This is a genomic window from Actinosynnema sp. NPDC059335, from assembly GCF_042752395.1.
GTDB lineage: Bacteria > Actinomycetota > Actinomycetes > Mycobacteriales > Pseudonocardiaceae > Actinosynnema.
This window is the reverse complement of the sequence record NZ_JBHYXZ010000039.1, coordinates 18,776-41,619: the sequence shown is the minus strand read 5'-3', so window position 1 is coordinate 41,619 and position 22,844 is coordinate 18,776. Positions and strand designations below refer to the sequence as shown.

General features: G+C 74.5%; 22 protein-coding genes. 14 read left to right on the top strand and 8 right to left on the bottom strand.

Annotated features, from left to right (window positions below; all coding sequences use genetic code 11):
* Positions 1 to 16 precede the first annotated feature (16 nt).
* Together ACFXGA_RS14880 and ACFXGA_RS14875 are read left to right on the top strand one after the other, a co-directional pair.
* Positions 17 to 1,255 (top strand): ABC transporter substrate-binding protein, encoded by a 1,239-nt coding sequence (locus tag ACFXGA_RS14880; RefSeq protein ID WP_378088015.1) that lies wholly within the window; start codon positions 17 to 19, stop codon positions 1,253 to 1,255.
* A 46-nt stretch (positions 1,256 to 1,301) separates the two neighbouring features.
* The gene (locus ACFXGA_RS14875) at positions 1,302 to 1,742 is read left to right on the top strand and encodes an SRPBCC family protein (protein WP_378088013.1); all 441 of its coding nucleotides are present in this window, start codon (positions 1,302 to 1,304) and stop codon (positions 1,740 to 1,742) included.
* Between the two features lie 188 nt (positions 1,743 to 1,930).
* On the opposite strand, the gene ACFXGA_RS14870 is transcribed toward ACFXGA_RS14875, so the two are convergent.
* From ACFXGA_RS14870 to ACFXGA_RS14850, 5 genes are all read right to left on the bottom strand, one after another.
* Positions 1,931 to 3,508 carry a phytoene desaturase family protein gene (locus ACFXGA_RS14870; RefSeq protein WP_378088011.1) on the bottom strand — a complete coding sequence of 526 codons (1,578 nt, stop codon included), beginning with the start codon at positions 3,506 to 3,508 and terminating at the stop codon, positions 1,931 to 1,933.
* Entirely contained in the window at positions 3,505 to 4,524 is a 1,020-nt protein-coding gene (locus ACFXGA_RS14865; RefSeq protein ID WP_378088009.1) for an NAD-dependent epimerase/dehydratase family protein, read from the bottom strand. The genes ACFXGA_RS14870 and ACFXGA_RS14865 overlap by 4 nt, the downstream gene beginning before the upstream one ends.
* Positions 4,525 to 4,540: 16 nt before the next feature.
* A complete protein-coding gene (locus tag ACFXGA_RS14860) occupies positions 4,541 to 6,856 on the bottom strand; it encodes a Tex family protein (RefSeq protein ID WP_378088007.1) in 2,316 nt (771 codons plus the stop codon).
* Positions 6,857 to 6,928: 72 nt separating this feature from the next.
* Positions 6,929 to 7,708: a hypothetical protein gene (locus ACFXGA_RS14855; protein ID WP_378088005.1), complete on the bottom strand. Its 780-nt coding sequence runs from the start codon at positions 7,706 to 7,708 to the stop codon at positions 6,929 to 6,931.
* Positions 7,709 to 7,738: 30 nt separating this feature from the next.
* On the bottom strand, positions 7,739 to 8,842 hold the full coding sequence (locus tag ACFXGA_RS14850; RefSeq protein ID WP_378088003.1) for a PA2928 family protein: 1,104 nt from the start codon (positions 8,840 to 8,842) through the stop codon (positions 7,739 to 7,741).
* 121 nt (positions 8,843 to 8,963) lie between these two features.
* Here ACFXGA_RS14850 and ACFXGA_RS14845 point away from each other — a divergent pair, with 121 nt between their 5' ends.
* Genes ACFXGA_RS14845 through ACFXGA_RS14825 form a run of 5 tightly spaced genes read left to right on the top strand, consistent with a single transcriptional unit; the run spans position 8,964 to position 14,996 of the window.
* On the top strand, positions 8,964 to 10,211 hold the full coding sequence (locus ACFXGA_RS14845; protein ID WP_378088001.1) for a hypothetical protein: 1,248 nt from the start codon (positions 8,964 to 8,966) through the stop codon (positions 10,209 to 10,211).
* Entirely contained in the window at positions 10,208 to 11,218 is a 1,011-nt protein-coding gene (locus ACFXGA_RS14840; protein WP_378087999.1) for a hypothetical protein, read from the top strand. Before ACFXGA_RS14845 ends, ACFXGA_RS14840 begins: the two co-directional genes overlap by 4 nt.
* Positions 11,215 to 13,302 carry a hypothetical protein gene (locus tag ACFXGA_RS14835; RefSeq protein ID WP_378087997.1) on the top strand — a complete coding sequence of 696 codons (2,088 nt, stop codon included), beginning with the start codon at positions 11,215 to 11,217 and terminating at the stop codon, positions 13,300 to 13,302. The genes ACFXGA_RS14840 and ACFXGA_RS14835 overlap by 4 nt, the downstream gene beginning before the upstream one ends.
* A complete protein-coding gene (locus ACFXGA_RS14830) occupies positions 13,296 to 14,483 on the top strand; it encodes a CHAT domain-containing protein (protein WP_378087995.1) in 1,188 nt (395 codons plus the stop codon). The genes ACFXGA_RS14835 and ACFXGA_RS14830 overlap by 7 nt, the downstream gene beginning before the upstream one ends.
* A gap of 48 nt (positions 14,484 to 14,531) precedes the next feature.
* Positions 14,532 to 14,996 (top strand): hypothetical protein, encoded by a 465-nt coding sequence (locus ACFXGA_RS14825; protein WP_378087993.1) that lies wholly within the window; start codon positions 14,532 to 14,534, stop codon positions 14,994 to 14,996.
* Here the strand turns inward: ACFXGA_RS14825 and ACFXGA_RS14820 are convergent.
* A complete protein-coding gene (locus ACFXGA_RS14820; RefSeq protein ID WP_378087991.1) occupies positions 14,980 to 15,552 on the bottom strand; it encodes an AAA family ATPase in 573 nt (190 codons plus the stop codon). The two genes, ACFXGA_RS14825 and ACFXGA_RS14820, sit on opposite strands and share 17 nt — an antisense overlap.
* 57 nt (positions 15,553 to 15,609) lie before the next feature.
* Between ACFXGA_RS14820 and ACFXGA_RS14815 the strand changes: the two genes are divergently transcribed.
* From ACFXGA_RS14815 to ACFXGA_RS14805, 3 genes are read left to right on the top strand one after another with little or no spacing between them, the layout of a single operon-like run.
* Positions 15,610 to 16,467, top strand: a complete 858-nt coding sequence (locus ACFXGA_RS14815; RefSeq protein WP_378087990.1) for a patatin-like phospholipase family protein — start codon at positions 15,610 to 15,612, stop codon at positions 16,465 to 16,467.
* A 5-nt stretch (positions 16,468 to 16,472) separates the two neighbouring features.
* Positions 16,473 to 17,366, top strand: coding sequence for an alpha/beta fold hydrolase (locus ACFXGA_RS14810; RefSeq protein WP_378087988.1), 894 nt, complete (start codon positions 16,473 to 16,475; stop codon positions 17,364 to 17,366).
* Between the two features lie 2 nt (positions 17,367 to 17,368).
* The gene (locus ACFXGA_RS14805; RefSeq protein ID WP_378087986.1) at positions 17,369 to 18,112 is read left to right on the top strand and encodes an aminoglycoside adenylyltransferase domain-containing protein; all 744 of its coding nucleotides are present in this window, start codon (positions 17,369 to 17,371) and stop codon (positions 18,110 to 18,112) included.
* Here ACFXGA_RS14805 and ACFXGA_RS14800 read toward each other — a convergent pair.
* Both ACFXGA_RS14800 and ACFXGA_RS14795 read right to left on the bottom strand, forming a co-directional pair.
* Positions 18,102 to 18,278 carry a DUF397 domain-containing protein gene (locus tag ACFXGA_RS14800; RefSeq protein ID WP_378087984.1) on the bottom strand — a complete coding sequence of 59 codons (177 nt, stop codon included), beginning with the start codon at positions 18,276 to 18,278 and terminating at the stop codon, positions 18,102 to 18,104. The genes ACFXGA_RS14805 and ACFXGA_RS14800 overlap by 11 nt on opposite strands.
* Positions 18,275 to 19,132 (bottom strand): helix-turn-helix domain-containing protein, encoded by an 858-nt coding sequence (locus ACFXGA_RS14795; RefSeq protein WP_378087982.1) that lies wholly within the window; start codon positions 19,130 to 19,132, stop codon positions 18,275 to 18,277. Before ACFXGA_RS14795 ends, ACFXGA_RS14800 begins: the two co-directional genes overlap by 4 nt.
* A 92-nt stretch (positions 19,133 to 19,224) precedes the next feature.
* Between ACFXGA_RS14795 and ACFXGA_RS14790 the strand changes: the two genes are divergently transcribed.
* The 4 genes from ACFXGA_RS14790 to ACFXGA_RS14775 all read left to right on the top strand — a co-directional run bounded on the left by ACFXGA_RS14790 (position 19,225) and on the right by ACFXGA_RS14775 (position 22,838).
* Positions 19,225 to 19,446, top strand: a complete 222-nt coding sequence (locus ACFXGA_RS14790) for a hypothetical protein (RefSeq protein WP_378087980.1) — start codon at positions 19,225 to 19,227, stop codon at positions 19,444 to 19,446.
* A 381-nt stretch (positions 19,447 to 19,827) separates the two neighbouring features.
* Positions 19,828 to 20,607 carry a lipase family alpha/beta hydrolase gene (locus ACFXGA_RS14785; protein WP_378087978.1) on the top strand — a complete coding sequence of 260 codons (780 nt, stop codon included), beginning with the start codon at positions 19,828 to 19,830 and terminating at the stop codon, positions 20,605 to 20,607.
* 585 nt (positions 20,608 to 21,192) lie between these two features.
* Positions 21,193 to 22,086 carry an amino acid ABC transporter permease gene (locus ACFXGA_RS14780; protein ID WP_378087976.1) on the top strand — a complete coding sequence of 298 codons (894 nt, stop codon included), beginning with the start codon at positions 21,193 to 21,195 and terminating at the stop codon, positions 22,084 to 22,086.
* Positions 22,086 to 22,838 carry an amino acid ABC transporter ATP-binding protein gene (locus ACFXGA_RS14775; protein ID WP_378088046.1) on the top strand — a complete coding sequence of 251 codons (753 nt, stop codon included), beginning with the start codon at positions 22,086 to 22,088 and terminating at the stop codon, positions 22,836 to 22,838. The genes ACFXGA_RS14780 and ACFXGA_RS14775 overlap by 1 nt, the downstream gene beginning before the upstream one ends.
* The last annotated feature ends 6 nt before the right edge of the window (positions 22,839 to 22,844 follow it).

Sequence of the window (22,844 nt, the reverse complement as noted above, 5' to 3'; positions counted from 1 at the left end):
CGGTAACCTGAGCGCGGTGGGAGTCCCGTTGGTGCGCAACTTCGTCGTCGGATCGGCCGTGCTCGCCCTGCTGGCCGCGACCGCGTGCGGGGCCGCGGAGGAGACGCCGGTCAAGACCGGGCCCGGCGTCACCGACGACACCATCTCCCTGGGCGTGCTCACGGACATGACCGGACCGTTCTCGGCCACGTCGCTCGTCCGGATCAAGGGCTACGAGCTGTTCCTGGGCGAGCTGAACGAGCGCGGCGGCATCTGCGGGCGCAAGGTCGAGCTGAAGCAGGCCGACCACGGGTACGACGTGAACCGGGCGCTGGACGCGTACTTCGAGCTGGAGCCGCAGGTGCTCGGGTTCATGGACGTCACCGGCGCGCCGATGACCGAGGCCATCGAGCCGGACCTGATGCAGACCCGCGCCGTCGCCGCGCCCGCGTCGTGGTCGGCGAGCCTGCTCGGCAACCCGCACATGATGATCGTCGGCACCACGTACGACCTCGACGTGATCAACGGCCTGGACCACCTGAAGCGGTCCGGGCTGATCCGCGAGGGCGACACGATCGGGCACGTCCACGTCGACAGCGACTACGGCCGCAACGCCCTGGAGGGCAGCGCGTTCGCGGCCGGGCAGTGGGGCATGGACCTCGTAGCGAAGGCCGTGCCGGAGACGGCGGACGTGGCCGCGCAGGTGGGCGAGCTGCGTGCGGCGGGGGCGAAGGCGGTGTTCCTCAGCACGTCGCCGCAGCAGACCGCGACGGCCGTCGTCACCGCCGAGCGGCTCGGCTGGGACGTGCCGTTCCTGGTCAACGCGGTGGGTTACGACCCGTTGATCCTCAAGTCGCCCGCGGCGGCGGCCGCGGTGGCCCGGCTGCGGGTCGTGTCGCCGATCGCGCCGTTCGCCACGGACCAGCCGGGGCCGCGGGCGGTGGCCGAGGCGTTCACGCGCGAGTTCCCGGACGTGGAGCCGACCGGGTCGGTGGACCACGGGTACGTGATCGGCGTGGCGTTCGCGGCGGTGCTGGAGAAGGCGTGCGCGGAGCGTGACCTGACGCGTGACGGCGTGCTGCGGGCGTTCCAGGACACGAATCAGGTGGACACCCGGGGCCTGACCGGGCAGCTGCGGTTCTCGCTCGTGGGCAGGCCGTCCGCGACCAAGTCCTTCATCGCGACGCCGGACCCGGCGACGGCGGGCGGGTTGGCGGTCGTCGCGGACCTGTTCGAGTCCGACCTGGTCAAGCTCAAGGGCACGCGCGCCAAGTAGCCCCGGCGGGGAGTTTCCGCCGGCGTGCGCGGGGAATCCGAGGCGCATGATCGAGGTGCGCTGGGCGGTGCCCACGTCGGTGGAGCGGGTGTTCGCGGTGCTGGCCGACGGCTGGTCGTACGCGGGCTGGGTGGTCGGCGCGGCGCACATCCGCGAGGTCGACGCGGGCTGGCCGGGCACCGGCACCCGCATCCACCACAGCGTGGGCGCGTGGCCGTTGGCGGTGAAGGACGTGACCACGGTGCTGGACGTGGACCCGCCCCGGATGCTGGAGCTGGAAGCGCGCCTGTGGCCGTTCGGGGCCGCGCGCATCCGGTTCGAGCTGGCCCCCACCCCGACGGGCTGCGAGGTCACCATGCTGGAGGAGGCCGTCAAGGGCCCGCTCTCCCTGCTCCCCGAACCGGCCCAGTCCGTCTACCTGATCCCCCGCAACCGCGAAACCCTGCGCCGCCTGGCCGACCAGGCCGCCCGCAACCCCAACCCCTGACCCCGCGTGTCCTACCTCTGGAACGCGCGTGTCCTACGTTGGGAACACGTGTGTCCTACGTTGGGAACACGTGTGTTGAACGCTCAGAACACGCCGCCTGCCCTGAACGCTCAACTCGGCTGTTCTGGACGTAGGACACGCGCGTCCTGAACGTAGGACACGCGCGTTTTGGACGTAGGACACGCGGGTTAGTAGAGGGAGCGGTGCAGGGTGTGGAGGAGGAGGCGGTAGGCGTCGCCGGTCAGGGCGTTGCGGGACAGGGCGGCACGGGCGGCGTTCGCGCCGGCCGCGCCGTGCACGCCGCCGCCGGGGTGGGCCGAACCGGACGTCAGGTACAGGCGGTCGACCGGCGTGTCCGCACGCCCCAGACCCGGCACGGGCCGGAACACCAACTGCTGGTGGATCGCCGCCGTGCCCGAGTTGATCGACCCGCCGACCAGGCTGGGGTTGCGCGCCTCCAGCTCACCCGGCCCCTGCACGAACCGCCCCCGGATCAGCGACCGGAACCCCGGCGCGTGCCGCTCCACCAACGCCTCCACCTCGTCCGCACGCCGTTGCAACCGGTCCTCCGGCCACCGCTCACCCCGCGGCACGTGCGTGTACGCCCACGCCGTCTCCGTCCCCGCCGGCGACCGCGTCGGGTCGGCCGTCGTCATCTGCCCCATGATCACGAACGGCGTCCCCGGCACCCGACCGCACGCGATCTCCGTGCTGGTCATCGCCAACCCGTTGAAGTCCCCTCCCAAGTGGACGGTCCCCGCCGACCGCGCCCCCTCCGCCGTCCACGGCACGGGCCCGTCCAACGCCCAGTCCACCTTGACCGTCGCGTCGTCCCACTCGAACGCGTCCAGGTCGGACACCAACCGCGCCGGCAGGTGCTCCGCCCCCACCAACCCCAGGTACAACGCCGGCGCCGGCACGTCCGCCAGCACCGCCTTCCGCGCCCGCACGTACCCGCCTTCCGCGTCACGCACCCCGAGCGCGCGCCCACCGGCCACCACCACCCGCTCGACCGGCCGCCCGCACTCCACGACCCCGCCGAGCCGCCGCACCAACGCCCGCGTCAACGCGCCCGCACCGCCCTCCGGCACCGGGTACCCGACGTCCTGCCCCAGCATCGACAGCAGCCACCCGAACGCCGCACCGCCCGCCTGGTCCGGCCCGAGGTCGGTGTGCATCGCGTTGCCCGCCATCAGCAGCGACGCGCCCTCGCCGGCGAACCGCTCGTTCCCGAACGCCCGCACCGACTGCACGAACGACCGCGCGAACCGCAACGCCTCGCCCGGCCCCAACGCGCCCAGCAACCCCGCACCGGCCCGCACCGGCGGGAACGGCCGCATCAACGCCTCCACCAACGACGACCGCACCCGCAGCCACCGCGCGAACTCCGCCCGCCACGCGTCGCCGTCGCCCGCCCCGAACGCCTCCACCGACGCGGCGGTCCGGTCCACGTCCTGCGACAGCACCACGGCCCGGTCGTCCGGCAGCACGTGCGCCAGCACCTCCGGGGCCCGCCGCCACCGCAACCCGTGCCGCTCCAGCCCCAGCCCGGCGATCACCGGCGACGCCGCCCCCAGCGGGTAGAACGCGCTGAACAGGTCGTGCCGGAACCCCGGCTCGGTCAGCTCCGCCGTCCGCACCGCGCCGCCGGGCTCGTCGGCCGCCTCCAGCACCAGCACGTCCCACCCGGCGTCGGCCAGCAGGTTCGCCGCCACCAGCCCGTTCGGGCCGGACCCGATGACCACGGCGTCCACGACATCGCTCACCGCACGTCTCCCTGACTCTGGTGCGCCGGCCGCCCGAGACGGGGCCACCGCACGGCGCCGCGCGGTGCGAGCGGCCCCCACGTCCCGCGTCCCTCGGCGACCGCCGCCACGAACTCCGACAACGCCGCCGCGGGCGGGTGCCGCGGCTCCCACCCCAACGCCCGGACCCGGGTGCAGTCCACCAGGGGCGCGTGGGCGGCCAGCCGCAGCCAGCCGGGGTGCGCCGGCTGCACGCCCACCCGCCACGTCGGCCACGCCAGCGCCAGCAGCACCGCGAACGGCACCGGCACCAGGAACCCGCCGAACACCGACGCCAGCTCGCGCGCGCCCAGCGGCGGGTCGGCGGCGACGTTGAACGGGCCCGTCGCCCGGTGGGCGAGGATCACCCGGATCGCCCGCGCCACGTCCTCCGCGTGCACGACCTGCGCCGTCAACCCCGGCCACAGCGGCACCGGCAGCCACGGCCGCCCCAGCAGCCGTCCGGGCAGGAACGGCCCGAGCACCCACCGGTCGACCTCGGCCCCCGCGTCGGGCTGCACGACCGCGCAGGGCCGCACCACCGCCACGCCGTCCCGCCCGATCAGCAGCCGCTCCAGCTCGGCCTTCTGCCTGCTGTACGCGCTGCCCGGCACCCCGCCGCACGGCCAGCCTTCGTCCACCGGGCCGGACGTGGGCGTGTAGGCCGCCACCGAGGACGCCACCACCACGTGCGGCACCCCGGCACGCCCGGCCGCGCGCAGCACGTGCGTGCTCCCCGTGATGTTGGTCCGCCGCATGTCGGGCTCACCCGGCGTGGGTTGGATCGCCCACGCCAGGTGCACCACCGCGTCCGCACCCTCGAACGCCCGCGCCAGCACCACCTCGGCGGCCGGCGCGCCCAGGTCGCAACTCACCCAGTCAGGTGAAGCGGCCGGGATGCGCCGCGCGATGCCGACCACCGTGTCGCCCGCGTCCGCGAGCACCCGGCGCAGGGCCGTCCCCACGCTGCCGCTGGCACCCGTGACGACGACCCTCATGGCCAGGCGGGTACCCCTATCGGCCGCCGCCAAGCCCCGCGCGCCGCAGCGCCTCGGCCATCGCCCCGTTCGCCGGCGGCCGCTCCTGCTGGCGGGGCCGACCGCCGCCGCCACCGCGCTGCCCGCCGCGCTGACCGCGCTGGCCGTCGCGCTGCTGCTCGCGCGGCGGCTTGCGGCCCGGCTCGTCCTCCAGCCGCAGCGTCAACCCGATCCGCTTGCGCGGGATGTCGACCTCCAGCACCTTCACCCGGACCACGTCGCCGGACTTCACCACGTCCCGCGGGTCCTTCACGTAGGTGTTGGACAGCGCCGAGATGTGCACGAGCCCGTCCTGGTGCACGCCGATGTCCACGAACGCGCCGAACGCGGCCACGTTCGTCACCACGCCCTCCAGCACCATGCCGGGCTTGAGGTCGGCGATCTTCTCCACCCCGTCGGCGAACGTGGCGGTCTTGAACGCGGGCCGCGGGTCGCGCCCCGGCTTCTCCAGCTCCCGCAGGATGTCGGTGACGGTCGGCAGGCCGAACGTGTCGTCCACGAAGTCCTGCGGTCGCAGCGACTTCAGCACCGCGGTGTTGCCGATCAGCTGCTCCGCGCCCGCGCGCTCCTGCATCCGCCGCACCACCGGGTACGCCTCGGGGTGCACGGCGGAGGCGTCGAGCGGGTCGTCGCCGTTGGGGATGCGCAGGAAGCCCGCGCACTGCTCGAACGCCTTCGGGCCGAGCCGCGGCACGTCCTTCAACGCCCGCCGCGAGCGGAACGGCCCGTTGGTGTCGCGGTGCTGCACGATGTTCTCCGCCAGCCCGGCGGTGATGCCGGAGACCCGCGTCAGCAGCGGCACCGACGCCGTGTTCAGGTCGACGCCGACCGCGTTCACGCAGTCCTCGACCACCGCGTCCAGCGAGCGGGACAGCTTCGCCTCGGACAGGTCGTGCTGGTACTGGCCCACGCCGATCGACTTCGGGTCGATCTTCACCAGCTCGGCCAGCGGGTCCTGCAACCGGCGGGCGATGGACACCGCGCCGCGCAGCGACACGTCCAGCCCCGGCAGCTCGGCCGAGGCGAACGCCGACGCCGAGTACACCGACGCGCCCGCCTCCGACACCACGACCTTGGTCAGCTTCAGGTCCGGGTGGCGCTTGACCAGGTCGGCGGCCAGCTTGTCGGTCTCCCGCGACGCGGTGCCGTTGCCGATCGCGATCAGCTCGACCCGGTGCTGCCGCGCCAGCGCGGCGAGCTTGGCCAGCGCCTCGTCCCACCGGTTCGCCGGCACGTGCGGGTAGACGGTGTCCGTGGCGACGACCTTGCCCGTCGCGTCGACCACGGCCACCTTCACCCCGGTGCGGAAGCCGGGGTCCAGGCCCATCGTGGCGCGCGTGCCGGCGGGCGCGGCCAGCAGCAGGTCGCGCAGGTTCGACGCGAACACCTTCACGGCCTCGTCCTCGGCGAACGCCCGCAGCCGCGACCGCAGGTCGATGCCCAGGTGCACGAGGATGCGGGTCCGCCACGCCCAGCGCACGGTGTCGCCCAGCCACCGGTCGGCGGGCCGGCCGCGGTCGTCCACCCCGAACCGGGACGCGATGCGCGCCTCGTAGCCGGTGGGCTCGTCCTCGTCGGCCGGGTCGAACTGGAGGTCGAGCACCTCCTCCTTCTCGCCGCGCAGCAGCGCGAGGATGCGGTGCGAGGGCAGCTTGGTGAACGGCTCGGAGAAGTCGAAGTAGTCGGCGAACTTCGCGCCGTCCTCCTCCTTGCCCTCCCGCACCTTGGACACCAGCCGGCCCTGGCCCCACATGCGTTCCCGCAGCTCGCCGATGAGGTCGCCGTCCTCGCCGAACCGCTCGACCAGGATCGCCCGCGCGCCCTGCAACGCGGCGGCGACGTCGGCGACCTCCTCGGTCACGTACGCCTTGGCCGCCTCCTGCGGGTCCTGCCCGGGGTCGGCCAGCAGGCCGTCGGCGAGCGGTTCGAGGCCCTGCTCGCGGGCGATCTGCGCCTTGGTGCGCCGCTTCGGCTTGTAGGGCAGGTAGAGGTCCTCCAGCCGGGCCTTGGAGTCGGCGGCCAGGATCGACGCCTCCAGCGCCTCGTCCAGCTTGCCCTGCGACCGGATGGACTCGAGCACAGCCGCCCGGCGGTCCTCCAGCTCGCGCAGGTAGCCGAGCCGCTCCTCAAGCGTGCGCAGCTGGGCGTCGTCGAGCGCGCCGGTCGCTTCCTTGCGGTACCGGGCGATGAAGGGGACGGTGGAACCGCCGTCGAGCAGGTCGACCGCGGCGCTGACCTGGCCGGCCCGCACCCCCAGCTCGTCGGCGATCCTCTGGTGAATGGCTGTGCTCACAGCGAGCCATTGTGCCCTGCCCGCCGGTCCACGTTCGGGCACCCCGACCCCTCCCCGCGCGCGTCGCGGCCGTTACGGCATCGCCTTGGTGAGCACCGCGACGTCCGACTCGTCGTCGGGCAGGTACATCGCCCGGACCACCATCCCCGGCTGGACCTGCGGGATCGACACGGGCGGGAGCTTCTTGTCCTGCGTGACGTCGAACGTGGTCCCGTCCGGCCGGCTCACCCGCAGCGTCAGCCGCAGCGCCGTGCGGCCGTCCGGCAGCTGCCCGGTCGGCGTCATGTCGAGCACGACCGCGCGGGTGTCGACGCCCTCCTCGGTGATCCGGAGCTGGTGCGGTGTCAGGTACCCCTTGGCCACGTGCACGCGGTCGAGGGCGGCCTGCAGCTCGTGCGGCGGGGCGTCGGTCGCGAGCACGGCGCGCCCGTCGGGCAGGTGGCGCACCGGCAGGATCGCCCCCGGCCGCACCAGCGCCAGGTCGGTGAGGTCCACGACCTGGCGCGCGGTGGCCGGGAACGTGCGGCCGTCCGCGGTGTCCACCTCCAGTCGGATGTCGAGCTGCGGCTGGTCGTTCACGGAGAGGCCGGTCCGCGCGACCCCGACGACGGTGCCCATGCCGATCGGCGCGCCCCGGAACTCCTTGGGGACGCCGCCGGTCAGCGCCGTGAGGCCGCCGCCCGGCAGCCGGCCCGCCGAGAACAGGGTCGGCACGACGAACAGCAGGATGGCCGGGCCGACCAGCAGGCCGTTCAGCCAGGCGAACGCGTCGTCGCCCGCCAGCCCGCCCGCGACCCACGCGGCGGTGAGGGCGAGCCCGGCGGCCAGGACGAGCCAGTTGACGATCTTCATGTGAGGTCCTTCCAGGGTGTCGGACGGGGGTCAGCGGGGTGCGCCGAAGAAGCCGGCGAGGCCGACGTCCAGGGGCACCACCCGGCCGTCGCCGCGGGCCGCGGCGAGCACTTCGCCCGCCGCGATCGCCGTGAGGCCGTCCGGGCCGACGAGGGCGCGGTCCACCCGGGCGTCGACCGCCAACGTGGCGGTGACCTGCCCGGTGGCCAGGGAGACCAGGCTGAGCGCGAGGCCGGGGTCGTTCACCGAGCGCTGGTGCTCGACCAGCACGTGGCCGGTGGCGGCGGCGACCGCGGTCACGCCGTCCACCACCAGCCGGGCGTCGTGGAAGACGGTCGCGCCGACCGGGAGGTCCCGGCCGTCGGCCGTGACGCGGACCAGCACGCTCCCCGGCGCGCCGCCCGGCGCCCGCCGCAGCGCGACCCGCTCGGCCCCGGCGCCGAGGACGGCCTCGACACCGGTCGCGCTGGTCGGCGCGCCGGGACCGCGCTCGACGGACAGGCGTCCCGCCCAGGCCGCGGCCGTCGGCGCGTCGACCGGCACGGCCACCGCCTCGTCCAGCCCGATCGCCACCACCCCTCCGGTGGCGTTCATGGCCATGACGCGGCGGTGGTCCGGGTCGTAGGCGTAGGCCGTGCGCACCGCGGCGTACGCGTCGCCGAGCCCTTGCACGCCCGCGCCCTCGGCGACCACCGAACCGTCCGCCAGGTCGATCACGACCAGCCCGGAGTCGGTGGCCAGGTAGGCGTACCGCTGCCCGGCGGCCAGCACGGACGCCTCCCAGACCAGCTCGTCGGACAGCTGGGTGTCCCACAGCACGTCGCCGGTGGCCGGGTCGGTGGCCGCGAGCCGCACCTGGAACAGGTCCTGGGTCAGCAACTGGAACATCCCGCGCGCGCCGTGCCGCTCGTACGGGGCCAGCACCACGTCCCGCCCGTCGATCTCGGCGAACGCGAAACCCGGCTGCACCTCGACGTCCGGTTCCGGTGCGATCGCGTAGGACCCGCCGAAGAACAGCGCCGCGAACAGGACCAGGGGCAGCAGCAACAGCCGCAGCGGCAGGACGAAGCGGAGGCGTCGTGTCGGCGTCTCGTAGGGCATCGCCGGCGGGTACTGCGGCGGTGTCTCGTACATCGGTCTCCCCCGTTCGGTGGTCGTGGGGGAAGCGTCGTGCGGACCGCGCGCCTACCGGTCCCAACAACGGCGGGCGCGAAGCCGCCACCAGCGGTGATCCGGTTCGACTAGGCTCGGCCCGGTGAGCACCGCCCGAGCCGTGACGGCCACGATCCCGCGCGGTGCGCTGGTGGCCCGCGCCTGGGCCGGCCTGGGCGACGCGGTCGCGCCGCTGGGCAACCCGGCGGGCCGACCGCTCACCCGGACGGTGAAGCTGATCCTCGACCCGCTCGTGCTGCGGCCCGTGCAGAACCCGGAGTTCGCCGCGGGCGCGATCGCGGCCGAGCACGCGGACGCCCTGCTGTCCCGGATCGCCGACGCCGGCCCGGCGCTGGCCGCGACCGCGAGCTGGTTCGTGGTGCTGAAGAAGGAACGCCGCCGGCGGTGGATCACCGAGGGCAACCCGCAGGACCTGTACTTCCAGCGCTGCTTCGAGCTGGCGACCGGGCGCGGCGAGCCGGGGCCGGACGCGGCCGAGGTCGCGGCGGTGGTGCTGGAGGAGGTGCACGGGCGGGACGGGCCGACCGTGGCCGCGCTGCGCGACTTCGTGGCCGATCCGGGCCGCGCGGCCGAGCTGACCGCCCTGCTGGACGCGGCGTGGGCCGCCCGCGAACCGGTGGTCCAGGCTCCGCCGGCCACGGCGCCCTTCCTGGCCACCTGCGCCGTCGCGCCCGACCACGGCCTGTTCGACGCGCTGGTCGCGAGCCGGGCCGGCGCCGCCGCCGCGGCCGACCTCGACCGGCCCGGTGTGGCGCTGGCGCACGGCCTCACCTCGCGGGACGTGCCCGTGCGGCCGGAACTGGGCCGTGCCGCGTCGAAGGCCAACCTGCCCCGTCCGTTCGACCGGTCGATCGTGGAGCGCCTGTTCCCGCCGCTCACCAACGCGTTCCAACGGGCCGGCCTGGCGGACGTGCCGACGTTGGTGCGGCGGGAGATCGCCCGGTCCACCGGTCCGTGGCAGCTCGCCGAGGAGGAGAGCCGGCTCGTGGTCGCGCTGGGCCGGGACGCGTCCGCCGACCTCGCCGGCCCGCCGACGGCCGAGCCCGGTTCCGCCGCGGCCAGGCTGCGGTCACGCTGGGAGCGGGAGGCGTACGTGCACCGGGTGCTGCGGGTGCCGTCGTCCGCGCCGCCGGAGGTCCGCGCGGACGTGCACGGGGTGCGCGAGGCGTACCTGCGGCGGCTGTGGGTGCGGCTGCACGGCCGCGAGCTGCGCCACGACACCGTGACGCCCGACCAGGTGTGGGACGTGCTGGACGGCGTCCTGCGGTCGGTGATCCTGGACCAGCGGGACCGGCTGCGCTCGGCGCTCGAACGGGAGGCGGTGGCATGAGGGTGACCCGCGGGGCCGACCTCGCGGTCGGCGACTGGCCCACGTCGCCCGAGGTCGTGGCCCTGCTCGAAGGCGCGGGCGCGGTGCTCGCGTGGGACGTCCTGGCCGACGACCCGGTGCCCGCGGCCCGCGTGCACGACCCGGAGCGCGCGTCCGAGTGGCTGTGGGAGGTCTACGGCGACGCGGCCGACGCCGTCCTCGGCGGTGCGGAGGAGGTGGACGTGCCCGCCGCCGGCGACTGGCGGGTCCGCGACGCCTGCCGCCGCGCGGCCCGGCTCACGTGGGCGGAGGCGTGGTGGCCCGCGTCGGTGACCGCCGGCGTGCCCGCCCTGGACCCCGCCGTGCTGCACGCGGAACTCGCGGTCGCGCTGTCCACTGTGGAGCACCTGCTGGACGACCCGGACGCGGTGACCCGGGCGCTGGCGTCGGTCGTGCCGCTCGACGTGCCGACGACCGACCCGGAGCTGGACGCGCTGGCCGAGCGGGTCGCCGCGCTCGCCGAGGACTACGGCGTGCGGCCGCGGCCCGCCGAGGCGCCGAGCAGGCGCGCGTTCGCCCTCGCCGCCGGGGGAGGAGGCGGCACGGCCGGGATCACGGCGCTGTCCGGCGAGTCCGATGTGGACTGGGCGCTGGTGCCGCACGGCGCGGTCGACGCGGTCGCCCCCGCCCGGTGGGCCGTCGTGCGCAGGCAGGGGCGCACGGTGCTGGAGGTCTCCGTCGTGCCGGGACCGTCGCCGGGCGCGCGGCTCGCGGCGCGGTTCGGCGACGTCGAGGTGGCCCTGGACGGGGTCGACGCGGCGGGTCGGATCACCGGGGCCGCGCCCGTGTCGGCGGCCGTGCTCCTGCTGCCCCCGGACCGGCGCGTGCTGACGGTCCACGCGCCGGACTTCGCCGCGCCCGCCGCACCCGACCCGGACGCCCCGGCCCGCCGCGCGGCGATCGTCGCCCACGCCCGGTCCCGGATCGGCTCGCCGACCGCGACCCTCACCGAGCGGACCGCCCGGTGACCGACTGGGCCGAGCTGAACGACCGGGCCGTCCACCTGGCCGCCGCCGGCGACCTCGACGGGGCGCGCGCGGCGCTCGAAGCCGCGCTCACCGCGCCGGCGCCGCACCGCGCGCAGGTCCTGCTGAACCTGGCGCACGTGGTCGACCTGGCCGGCGACCGGCAGCGCGCCGCGGACCTGCTGACCGAGGCGGTCGAGACCGGCGAGGGGGAGGTCCGGTTGACGGCCGTCGCGGCGCGTGCCGACCTGCTGCCCTGGCTGGGCCGGTGGGACGAGGCGTGGCGGGACGTCGAGGCGGCGCTGGCGGACACCGAGCCCGAGCACCAGGTCGGGCTCCGCAGCACCCGCGTCGGCCTGCTGATGATGGCGGGCCGGCTCGCCGAAGCGGAGGCGGACGCGGTAGAAGCGGTCGGGCTGGCCGCCCGGCACGCGCCGGAGCACCTGGCGGGCCTCTACGCCAACCTGGCGCTCCTGGCCGACGAGGCGGGGGACGAGCGGCGCGCGGCCGAGTACCGGGTGCTGTCCGACAACCCCGGTCGGCAACCGCTCGGGCACCGGTGGCACCGGTTCGTGGAGCTGAACACCGAAGGCGGCGTGCTGCTGGCCTCGGGCGACCGGGCCGGCGCGAAGGCGGCCTTCGAAGCCGCCTACCGCGAGGTCGGGACGACGTCGACCGGACCGGACGACGTCGAAGCCGTGGTGTGCCGGGCCGGCGTCGCGGGCAACCTCGCCGGGGTCGCCGACGACCCGGAGGACGCGGCGCGCTGGAGCACCGAGGCGATCGAGGCGGCACGGGCCGCGTCGGCGGTCGTCGGCGACGCCTACGGCTCGGCCTCCGTGCTGCTCAACGCCCTGGTGTCCCGGGCCGCCGCCCACCACGCGCGGACCAGGCTGCCCGAGGCGTTGGCCGACTTGGCGGAGGCCCTGGACCTGTCGGTCGACGGGAGCGAGGCGACCGTCCGCGCCGTCCGGGCCCGCGTGCTCGCGACCGGCGGCTGGTTCGCGGAAGCCGCCGAGGAGGCGGGTCGCGCGTTGGACCTCGCGTACGCGGGCGCACCCGAACTGGCCGCGTCCGTCCACCTCACGCTGGCCGAGATCACGAGCGCGACCGGCGACCTGCCCGGCGCGGCCGAGCACCTGGCCCTGGCCCGTGACCTGAGCGCCGCCACCGGTGACGTCGCGGGCGAGGCCACCGCCCTGCTCAGCGCCGCGCGCCTGGCCTACCTGTCCTCGGACGTCGACCGGGCCGACGCGCTGTACGGGGAGGCGGACGCGCTCCTCGCCGACGACCCGCGACGCCGGGCGGTGTGCCTGCACGGCCGCGCGGCGGTCGCCGTCCTGCGCGGCCGGCCGGACGAGGCCCTGGCGCTGTCGGACCGGGCGCTCGCGCTGTTCCCCGCGGCCTCCCCGCTGGAGTCCGTGGCGTTGCACCAGGTGCGGGGGTCGGCGTTCGAGGCGGCGGGGCGGTACGCCGAGGCCGAGTCCTGCTACGCCGAGGCCGCGACGTCGTGCGAGGCCGCCGGGCTGTGGCACGTCGCGTTGGGCATGGCGTGGTGGCGCGCGGACGCCCTGGTGCGCCGGGCCGCGGCCGCGACCGGCGCCGAACGCGAACGGATCGGCCGCCGGGCGCTGGACCTGGCGCTGCCCGCCGCGCTGGCCGCGGAGGCCGTGCGGCAGCGGTTCCCGCACGGGCCGCTGCGCGAGCGGTGGGTGGCGCTGGCCGCCGCACCGGCCACCCGGTCGGCGTTCCTGGCGATCCGGGCGGTGGGTGACGCGTCGTTGGCCGCCGAGTACGTGGACCACCTCGCGGGCGCGGTGTCCCTGAGGGCCGAGGGGGTCGTCGAGGTGGAACGCGGCGAGCTGGTCCGGCTGCCCGCCCCGCCGCCCGCCGCCGCGCACCTGCCGCACGCCGCGGCCGGGTTCGCCACCGGAGCCGACCCGGCCTTCCCGGACGCGGGCTTCGAGCTGCCGCCGAGGGTCCGGCCCGACCCGGCCACGCCCACCGCGCTGGACGCCTGGATCGACCTGGCCGAGCGGCGGTACGGGCTGGGCGTGCGGTCGGAACGGGCGGTGTCGTCGTGGTGACCGTGCAGCTCAAGCTGGTGGACGCGGGCGACCTGTACGTGTCGTGGCGGTGGGAGCACGAGCCGGCCGACCCGCGGGTGATCGCCGTGCCGCGCGACCTCGTGGAGGGCACGTTGCGGGAGTGGGCCGAAGCGGTGCCGTCGCCGCTGCCGGGCGAGACCGCCGACCAGGCCCTGCGCCGCTCGCTGACGCACGGCCCGCTCGTGGACCACGACCGCGAGCGGGACCTGGCCACCAGGATGGCGCGGGCGCTGGTGCCGCACCGCCTCGCGGTCGAGCTGAACGCGTACCTGGCGCAGGGGGTCCGGCCGCACCTGCGGGTCCAGCCCTCACCGTCGACCGCCTTCGTCCCGTGGGAGGCGCTGCGCGTGGACGAGGGCGGACGGGCGGTGCACGACCTGACGATCTCCGTGCTGCCGCCCGCCACCGTGGCCAACGCCCCGACCCGCCGGGTGAGCCCGTTCGATCCACAGGGGACGGTCGTCGGCGTGCTGGACCCGGTGGTGCCGGGGTTCGCCGACGACTCCGGCCTCGGCTCGGTGCTCGGCGACCCGACCCCCGAACTGGCCGCGCTCGGCGGCGTCCGCCGCGACGACGTGGACCGCGACCACCTCGAACGGGCCCTCGCCGGCGCCTCGCGCTTCCTCTACGTCGGCCACGTGACCACCGGCGACCACGGCCTGGACGCGCGGCTGCACCTGTCCTGCGCCGCCGACACCGCGGGCCGGGCCGCACCGCTCGGCGCGCACCGCCCCCTGACCGCCGCCGACCTCGTGCTGGGCCACCGCCCCGGCCCCGTGCGCCCGTGGCGGATACCCGCCCGGGTCGCCCTGGTGGCGTGCGAGAGCGGCGGCGACGTGCGCTTCGCCGAACCGTCCGGCCTGGTGACGGCCATGGTGCACGGCGGCGCGGAGCACGTGACGGCGACGCGCTGGACCCTGCCGACCGACGAGGGGCTGCGCCGGCTGGTCCCCGGCTTCCCGCCGACGCCCGTCCTCGGGCCGACCGTCCTGTCCGTCGACGCCGCCCACCGCGCGCCCGACCCGGTGACCGCGCTCAACGACTGGCAACGCGCCCTCGCCACCCGCTGGGAGCAGACGGGCGACCCGACGTGCTCGCCGCTGGTGTGGGCGGCCTTCACCACCACGTGGGCGCCACCGCCGCGAAGTTGGGAGCGGTAGGGCACCACCCGGCCCTTAACGTCCGTTCGCCGGAAGGGGTGAGCGGACGTGTTCGGATCGAGGGACGAAGCGCTGTACGCCAGGGTGCTGGAGCTGGAAGGCCGCGTCGAACGGCTCGGCACGCTGCTGGGCGCGTTGTCCGAGGACCAGGAGCGGTACGCGCGGCTGCACGAGTTGGCGGAACGGGCGGACGGCGCGCTGCGGTCGCTGGAGGGCCGGGCGGCCGGGGCGGGTGTCGGCGAGCCGCGCTTCCAGGCCGCGCTGGACACCGTCTACCGCGCCAGGACGTTCGGCTACGTGGCCGTGTTCTTCGTCGGCGGGCGGACGGCCCGGATGCGGTTGCTGGTCGGCCCGCAGAGCCCGCCCACCACGAGCATCGGCCAGGCCGACTCCAGCGCCGACCTCAACTCCTACATGGGCGGCGTGGTCCGGCCCGGCGAGTTCTGGATGGCCGCCACCCACCGGCCGGGGATCAAGGCCGGGTTCGAGTGCGTCTTCACGCCCCTGTTCTGACCGCCGCGGCTTCTTCGGCCCTCCGGAGCGCCGCGAGGACCCGGTCGGCGAGCTGGGCGGGGTCGTGCCGGTCGCCGCGCAGCACGAGCGTGCCGGCGGGCAGGTCGTCGCGGGCGGCGACGCAGCGGTCCACGTTGCGCAGTCGGAACGCGCGGGCCCGCGCGTCGGCCTCCGCGTCGTGCGGGTCGAGGACCTGGGCGTCGATCCGGCGGCGCAGCTCGTCGGCCGGCACGTCCAGGAACACGTGCAGCAGCGGGACGTCCGCGGCGGCGAGGAGCGTGAAGATCTCCTCCCGGTAGGCCGGCTCCACCAGCGTCATGGGCGTGATGACGTGCCGCCCGTAGTCGTGGTGCAGGCCGATGGCCATCTCCGCGGTGAGCTTGCGCCACAACCGCAGGTCCTGGAAGTCGCCCGTCCCCGGCGGCGGCGCGGTCACGCGGAGCAGGAAGCCGACGTGCTCCGGGTCGAACGACAGGGCGTCCGGGAGGCGACCGCGCAGCTCCCCGGCCAGCGTCGTCTTGCCCGCGCCGAACGCGCCGTTGATCCACACGATCACGTTCACCACTCTAGGCGACCTGGTGCCGCCACCCGGTCGTGGTGGCACGATCCGACCGTGGACCTACCCGGACCGGTCGGGTTCGTGCTCGGCGGTGGCGGCAGCCTGGGCGCGGGCCAGGTCGGCATGCTCCGCGCGCTGGCCGAGCGCGGCGTGCGGCCGGACCTCGTCGTCGGCACGTCCGTCGGCTCGGTCAACGGCTCCCTGCTCGCGCTCGACCCGGCGGGCGCGTTCGAACGGCTCGACGCCATCTGGCGGCACATGACGCGCGCCCGCGTGTTCCCCGGCGGCCTGTTCGCGCAGGCCAGGACGTTGCGGCAGCACAAGACCCACCTGTTCGCCAACACCGGGCTGGCGCAGGTGCTCCGGCTCGGCCTCGGCGGCGACCGGGACTTCGCCGAGCTGACCCTGCCGTTCGGCGCGGTGGCGGTCGACACCGTGACCGGCTCCGCCGTCGCGCTCACCTCGGGCGACCTGGTGTCGGCGGTGTTGGCCAGCAGCGCCATCCCCGGCGTCTACCCGGCCGTCCGGCGGGAGGGCCGGGTGCTCTACGACGGCGGCGTGCTGGCGAACGTGCCCATCCGCCAGGCGTTGGCCATGGGGGCGAAGTCGCTGGTCGTGCTGGACTGCGCGTTCCCCGGGCACCTGCCGGCCGTGCCGGCGACGTTGGCCGAGGCGCTGTTGTTCTGGGCCACGCTGAGCACCCGCAACCAGGCCGTGCTGGAAGCCGAACTGGCCTCCGCCGACGTGCCGGTGGTCTACCTGCCGGGACCTCCCGTGCGACCGGTGACCCCGCTCGACTTCGGCCACACCGCCGAGCTGGTCGAGGCGTCCTACGCGGCCTCGGCGGCGTTCCTCGCGCACGTGGTGATCAAGGGGCCCGGTCTGTACGGCCACCCGTCCGGGACATACTGACCGGTATGACCACACTCGACCACTGGGGCGGCACGAGCCGGACCGTCCACCTCGACGGCGCGCCGGTGCACTACGTCGACTTCGGCGGCGACGGCCCGCCGATGGTCCTCGTGCACGGCCTGGGCGGGTCGCACCTCAACTGGTGCCTCCTCGCGCCGCACCTGGTCGACCGGCACCGCGTGCTCGCCGTCGACCTGGCCGGGTTCGGGCTCACCCACCCCGAGGGCCGGTCCACGACGGTGCCCGCCAACGCGCGCCTGCTGGAGCGGTTCCTGGCCGAGGTCGTGGGCGAGCCCGTGGTGCTCGTCGGCAACTCGATGGGCGGGATGATCTCCATCCTGCACGCGGCCCGCCGCCCCGCGTCGGTGACCGCGCTGGCCCTGCTCGACCCGGCCGTGCCGCTGCCGTTCGGCGTCCGGCTGGACCCGCAGGTGGCGGCGGCGTTCGCGATGTACACCGTGCCGGGGCTGGGGCGGTGGTTCCTGGCGAAGTCGCGGGCCGGGGTGTCGACGCGCCGGCAGGTCAGGCGGGTGCTCAACCTGGTGTGCGCGAACGCGAAGTCCGTGCCGGAGGAGATGGTCCTGGCGTCGATGTCGTTGCTGGAGCAGCGCGCCGAGATCCCCGGGCTGGACGAGGCGTTCCTGGCGGCGGCCCGGTCGGTGGTGTGGACGGGGGCGACGAGCCGGCGCTACTACACGGCCATGAGCCGGGTCACCGTGCCGGTGTACCTGATGGCGGGGGAGAAGGACCGCCTGGTGCCGTTGGCGTCGGCCCGCGAGGCCGCGCGGCGCAACCCGTCGTGGCGCTTCGAGGTGCTGGAAGGCGTCGGGCACGTGCCGCAGTTGGAGGTGCCGGAGCTGGTCGCCGGGCGGATCAAGGGTTGGTTGGACGAGCGCTGAGCGTGGATCAGGCCCGCGGGGTCGTGGAGCTGGTCGGCGACGTGCTGGGCGGCGAGGTCGTCGGCGCGTACCTGCACGGGTCGGCGGTGCTCGACCGGCTCAGGCCGGCCAGCGACGTGGACGTGCTCGTCGTCGCCCGGCGGTCGCTGGAGCCGGGGGAGCGCCGGGTCCTGGTGCGCGGGCTGCTGGACACGCCCGGCGACCGCCCGGTCGAGCTGACCGTCGTGGCCCACCCGGAGGTCCGCCCGTGGCGGTACCCGCCGACCGGGGACTTCCTGTACGGCGAGTGGTTGCGCGGGGAGTTCGAGGCGGGCGCGGTGCCCGAGCCCGCGCCGATGCCGGACCTGGCCCTGTTGGTCACGATGGTCCTGGCCGGTGACCACCCGTTGGCCGGCCCGCCGCCCGCGCGGGTGCTGGACCCCGTGCCGCGGGCCGACGTCGTCCGCGCGAGCACGGCGGCGATCCCCGCGCTGCTGGCGGACGTGGAGCACGACACCCGCAACGTGGTGCTGACCCTGGCCCGCGTCTGGAGCACCGTCGCCACCGGGGTGATCAGGTCGAAGGCCGCGGCGGCCGACTGGGCCGCGTCCCGGCTGCCGCCCCGGCACCGGGCGGTGCTGGAGCACGCGAAACGGCTGTACCTGGGGTTTCGGTACGACGAGGAGCGGTGGAGCGACGAGCTGAAGGCGCGGGTGCCCGACCACGTGCGGCACGTCGTCGCCGAGATCCGGCGGCTCAGCGGTTGAGGAACTTCGCCCAGGCGGCGCGGGGGAAGGTCAGCACCGGCCCGGTGGGGTTCTTGGAGTCGCGGACGTCGATCGCGTCGGGCACGAACCGCACCTCCACGCAGGACGGGTTGTCCGCGCTGCGACTCGACTTGAACCAGCCACTGCGGTCGATGCCGTCCCTCACTCAAGCTCCCTGCGGATCTCTTCGATCAGGCCGAGCGATTCGCTCCGGCCGAGGGCGAAGCTTAGAGCCTGGTCGTGGGCCAGACTGTACTCGCGCATCCGCATCGGTTGATCGATCAGATCCGTGGACGTGATCGTCTCCTGCCAGACCAGTTCGGGCAGTCGGCTGCTGGCGAACCCGAAGAGGTAGAAGTTCGAACCGCCGAGGGCGTTGTAGTAGTCGGCGGAGAACGGGATGACCCGCACGTCGAGCGTGTCCGGCAACCGCTCGATCCTGGTCTCCAGGTGTCGCAGCTGCTCGACCATCACCTCCCTGCCGCCGACCTGCTGCCTCAGCGCGGACTCGCCGATCAGCGCGGTCAGGCGGAGCGGGTCCTCGGCGTCGTCCAGGCGTTCCTGCCGCTTCAGGCGCACCTCGACCCGTCGACCGGCCTCGGCGAGCCGGATGCTCGGCCCGCCGCCGTGCATGACCGCGAGCGCGTACGCCCTGGTTTGCAGCAATCCGCTGATCAGCCCGGCGTTGTAGGCGCGGATGCTCTCGGCACCGTGCTCGAACCCGAAGTACCGCAGGACGTCCGCGCTGAACATGGCGGAGTAGGGGTGCCACCAGGCGCGTTGGGCGGCGGCCTCGCGGAGTTGCTGGAGTTCGTCGATCTCGGCGGCGTCGAACTCCAGGACGGTGGCGAGTTCGACCAGCTTGGCGGCGTTGATCTTGAGCTTGCCGGTCTCGACGCCGGAGACGTACGACTGGCCGGTGCCGATGGCGTGCCCGGCCGACGCCGCCGTGACGCCCATGAGCTCGCGGCGTTCCCGCAGCCGGAGGCCCAGCTCCCAGCCTGCCACAGAAGGCGACATCGCCATGATTCACCACCCGATCGGGTTGTTCCAGTTGCTGATATCAGCACACTTCGGCACGATCATAACAGGGCACGAGATCGGAGGCAGGGATGGCGCGGGCTCAAGTCCACCTGTGGGCGCAGGTGCCGAACGACGTGTGGATCAACTACGAGGTGGAACCGGGAGGAGGTGCGGTGGTGTTCAAGATCGGTCAGGACGTGGAGCTGTACATCGATCCGCGGGCCTTGACCAAGCTCAGCGAGGCGGCGGCGGAGGCGGCCGAGCTGGCCGGGGCGATCGCGGCCGACCGTCTCGGCGCGCGACCGAAATGAGGTGACGCGGTGGTGCCCGCCTGCGCCATCCGACAGTCCGCGACCGCACGCGACCGTTCCCCGACGCCGGGCCGGTCCGGGGTGGGGAAGGAGGTGCGTCCACGGGGCTGCGGGAATCGAGACTGATCCGTACTGGCGTAATCAACCGCCACGAAACATCATGGTCACCTGGGGTTGCGCTCGACGCGGAGCGGGGGAGGGGCCATGTCAACACTGCCGCACATCCCACCTGACCACCCTGATCTGCGCGAACCGTCGAACGGGCCTGGCGTGCGCGAACCGCGCGCGTCCGAGCGGACATCGGAGCACGTGTCCGTGCGGCCATCCGAGCGGCCATCCGAGCGTGTGTCCGAGCCGGTGACCGAGCGGGTGTCTGGGCGGGTGCCCGAGCCGGTGATCGAACCGGTGTCCGAGCGGGATCCGGCTCCGGGCCTGCTCTGGTACCTCACCGAACCGACCCGGACCGCTGTCGGCATCGGCCAGTTCGCGGCGTCCCGTTCCCTGCTGCGGGCCGCTCCGAGCGGCGACGGGCACACCGTGCTCGTGCTGCCGGGCCTCGGGACGACCGATGCGATGACCGCGCCGCTGCGGAAGTTCCTGGCGGGCCTGGGTTACGACGTCCACGGCTGGGGCCTCGGCCTGAACATCGGGCCGTCGGTCGGGGTCGTGCGCGGCATGCGCGAGCTGCTGCGGGAACTCGCCGTGGGGGCCAAGGTCAGCATCGTCGGCTGGTCGCTGGGCGGCATCTTCGCCCGCGAACTGGCCCGCGAGCACCCCGGCATGGTGCGCCAGGTGATCACCCTGGGCAGCCCGTACGCCATGACGGACCTGCGCCAGACCAGGGTCAACCCGGTCTACCAACTGCTGGCCAGGTTCTACGTCGCCGGCGCGGAGCTGCCCCCACCGGAACACACGCGCCCCCCGTTCCCGGTCCCGTCGACGTCGGTCTACTCGAAGTCCGACGGCATCGTGGCCTGGCAGACCTGCATCAGCACACCCGCCACCCGCCAGGAGAACGTGGCGGTCAACTCGAGCCACCTGGGCTACGGCTACAACGCCACCGTCCTGTGGCTCATCGCCGACCGCCTGGCCCAACGCCCCAACCGCTGGCGACCCTTCACCCCACCACCGGGCATGGCCCGGATGTTCCCCACCCCCTGACACCCGCCCCGCCTCCTGCCTCACCACCCGGCGGCCACGCCCCTGCCCACCACCCGGCCCAGCCGCCCAACCCGGCCGTGCCCCGTCCGCCGCCCGATCCGGCCGCGTCCCTGCTCGCTCTTCGGCCCGGCCGCCTCCCTGCCGCTCCTTGGCCCGGCCGTGTCCGTGCCCGTCGCTTGGCCCGGCGGCATCCGTGCCCGGCGTCCGGCCCGGCTCCGCCCGCTTGCGGCGGATCCCGCCCCGGCCCGGCTGTCCGACACCGGCCCGCCGCACCCACCGCCCGACCCCCACCGCCCGACCGCCCCACCGGTCGATCGGCACCGCGGCCTGCCTGCCGGAACCGGCACCGGTGCCGGCACCGCGCCGAGAGGCGCGATCCCTGACGTGCCAAGGCGAAATCCGTCGGACCACGACATTCCTCAGTGGACCGGACATTGCTCGTTTCAGGTGACATGACCCGTTTGTCAACCACCTGACCACAGTGGTTCAGCACGTGGGCACCCTTGTTCGTGCGCCGGCGAAGTGGCTACCTTTCCGCCGCCGTCCCTCGACGCAGCGCTTCTCCCCACCCGGAAGGACCTCGCCATGAGCGTGTCCGCGCGACCGCGCCCGCGTGCCCTCGACTCACCGGCGCCCAAGGTGGTCGCCGCCCGCCACCCGTGGCGGTGGGTGGGGGTCGTGGTCGTGCTGGTCCTGTTGTCCCAGTTCGTCCACGGCCTGGTCACCAACCCCGGCTGGGACTGGGCCACGTTCGCCCGCTTCGTCACCGCGCGGTCCATCCTCGACGCGGTCGTGGTGACCCTCGAACTGACCCTCTACGGCACCGTGCTCGGCTTCGCCCTCGGCATCGTGCTCGCCCTGATGAGGCTGTCCCGCAGCCGGTTCCTCGAAACCGTCAGCTGGACCTACGTCTGGGCGTTGCGCTCGATCCCCCTGATCGTGCAACTGCTGTTCTGGTTCAACATCTCCTACCTGTACGACGAGCTGCACTTCGGCATCCCGTTCGGCCCGACGTTCTTCGGCTTCCGCACCCAGGACCTGATCAGCCCGATGGGCGCGGCCGTGCTCGGTCTCGCGCTGCACCAGGCGGCCTACGCGGCGGAGATCGTGCGCTCCGGGGTCATCTCGGTCGACCACGGCCAGCTCGAAGCCGCCGCCGCGCTGGGCCTGCCCCGGTCGCGGCAGCTGCGCCGGATCGTGCTGCCCCAGGCCATGCGCTCGATCCTGCCGAACGCGACCAACGAGGTGATCAGCCTCTTCAAGGGCACGTCCGTGGTGTCCGTGGTCGCCATCGGCGAGCTGTTCTACCAGGTCCAGGTGATCTACGGCCGCAACGCGCGGGTGGTCGCGCTGCTCATGGTCGCCACCGCGTGGTACGTCGCGCTGACCACCCTGCTGTCGATCGTGCAGCACTACGTCGAGAAGCACTACGCCAAGGGCGCGACCCGCAACGAGGAGGGCTGGAAGTGGGCCAGGTGATGGTGGACGTCCGGGGCGTGCACAAGAGCTTCGGCGACAACGAGGTGCTGCGCGGCGTGGACCTCCAGGTCGGCGCGGGCGAGGTGGTGGTCGTGCTGGGGCCGTCCGGGTCGGGCAAGTCGACGCTGCTGCGCACGATCAACCACCTGGAGAAGACCGACCGCGGCCTGGTCGGCATCGACGGCGACCTGATCGGCTACCGCCGCCGCGGCGACAAGCTGTACGAGCTGCGCGAGCGCGAGGTGCTGCGGCAACGCGCGCACGTCGGGTTCGTGTTCCAGAACTTCAACCTCTTCCCGCACCTCACGGTGCTGGAGAACATCGTGGAGGCCCCGGTCGCCACGCGCCGCAAGACCCCGGCCGAGGCCCGCGCGCAGGCCCGTGCGCTGCTGGGGCGCGTCGGCCTGTCGGACAAGGAGTCCGCCTACCCGCGGCACCTGTCCGGCGGGCAGCAGCAACGCGTCGCGATCGCCCGCGCCCTGGCGCTGGAACCGAAGGTGCTGCTGTTCGACGAGCCGACCTCCGCGCTGGACCCGGAGCTGGTCGGCGAGGTGCTGGACGTGATCCGGGACCTGGCCCGCAGCGGCACCACGATGATCATCGTCACGCACGAGATCGGGTTCGCCCGCGACGTCGCCGACACCGTGGTCTTCCTGGACGCGGGCGTCGTGGTCGAACAGGGACCGCCCGGCCGGGTGCTCGACGACCCGCAACACCCGCGCACCCGCGCGTTCCTGTCCAAAGTGCTCTGAAGAACC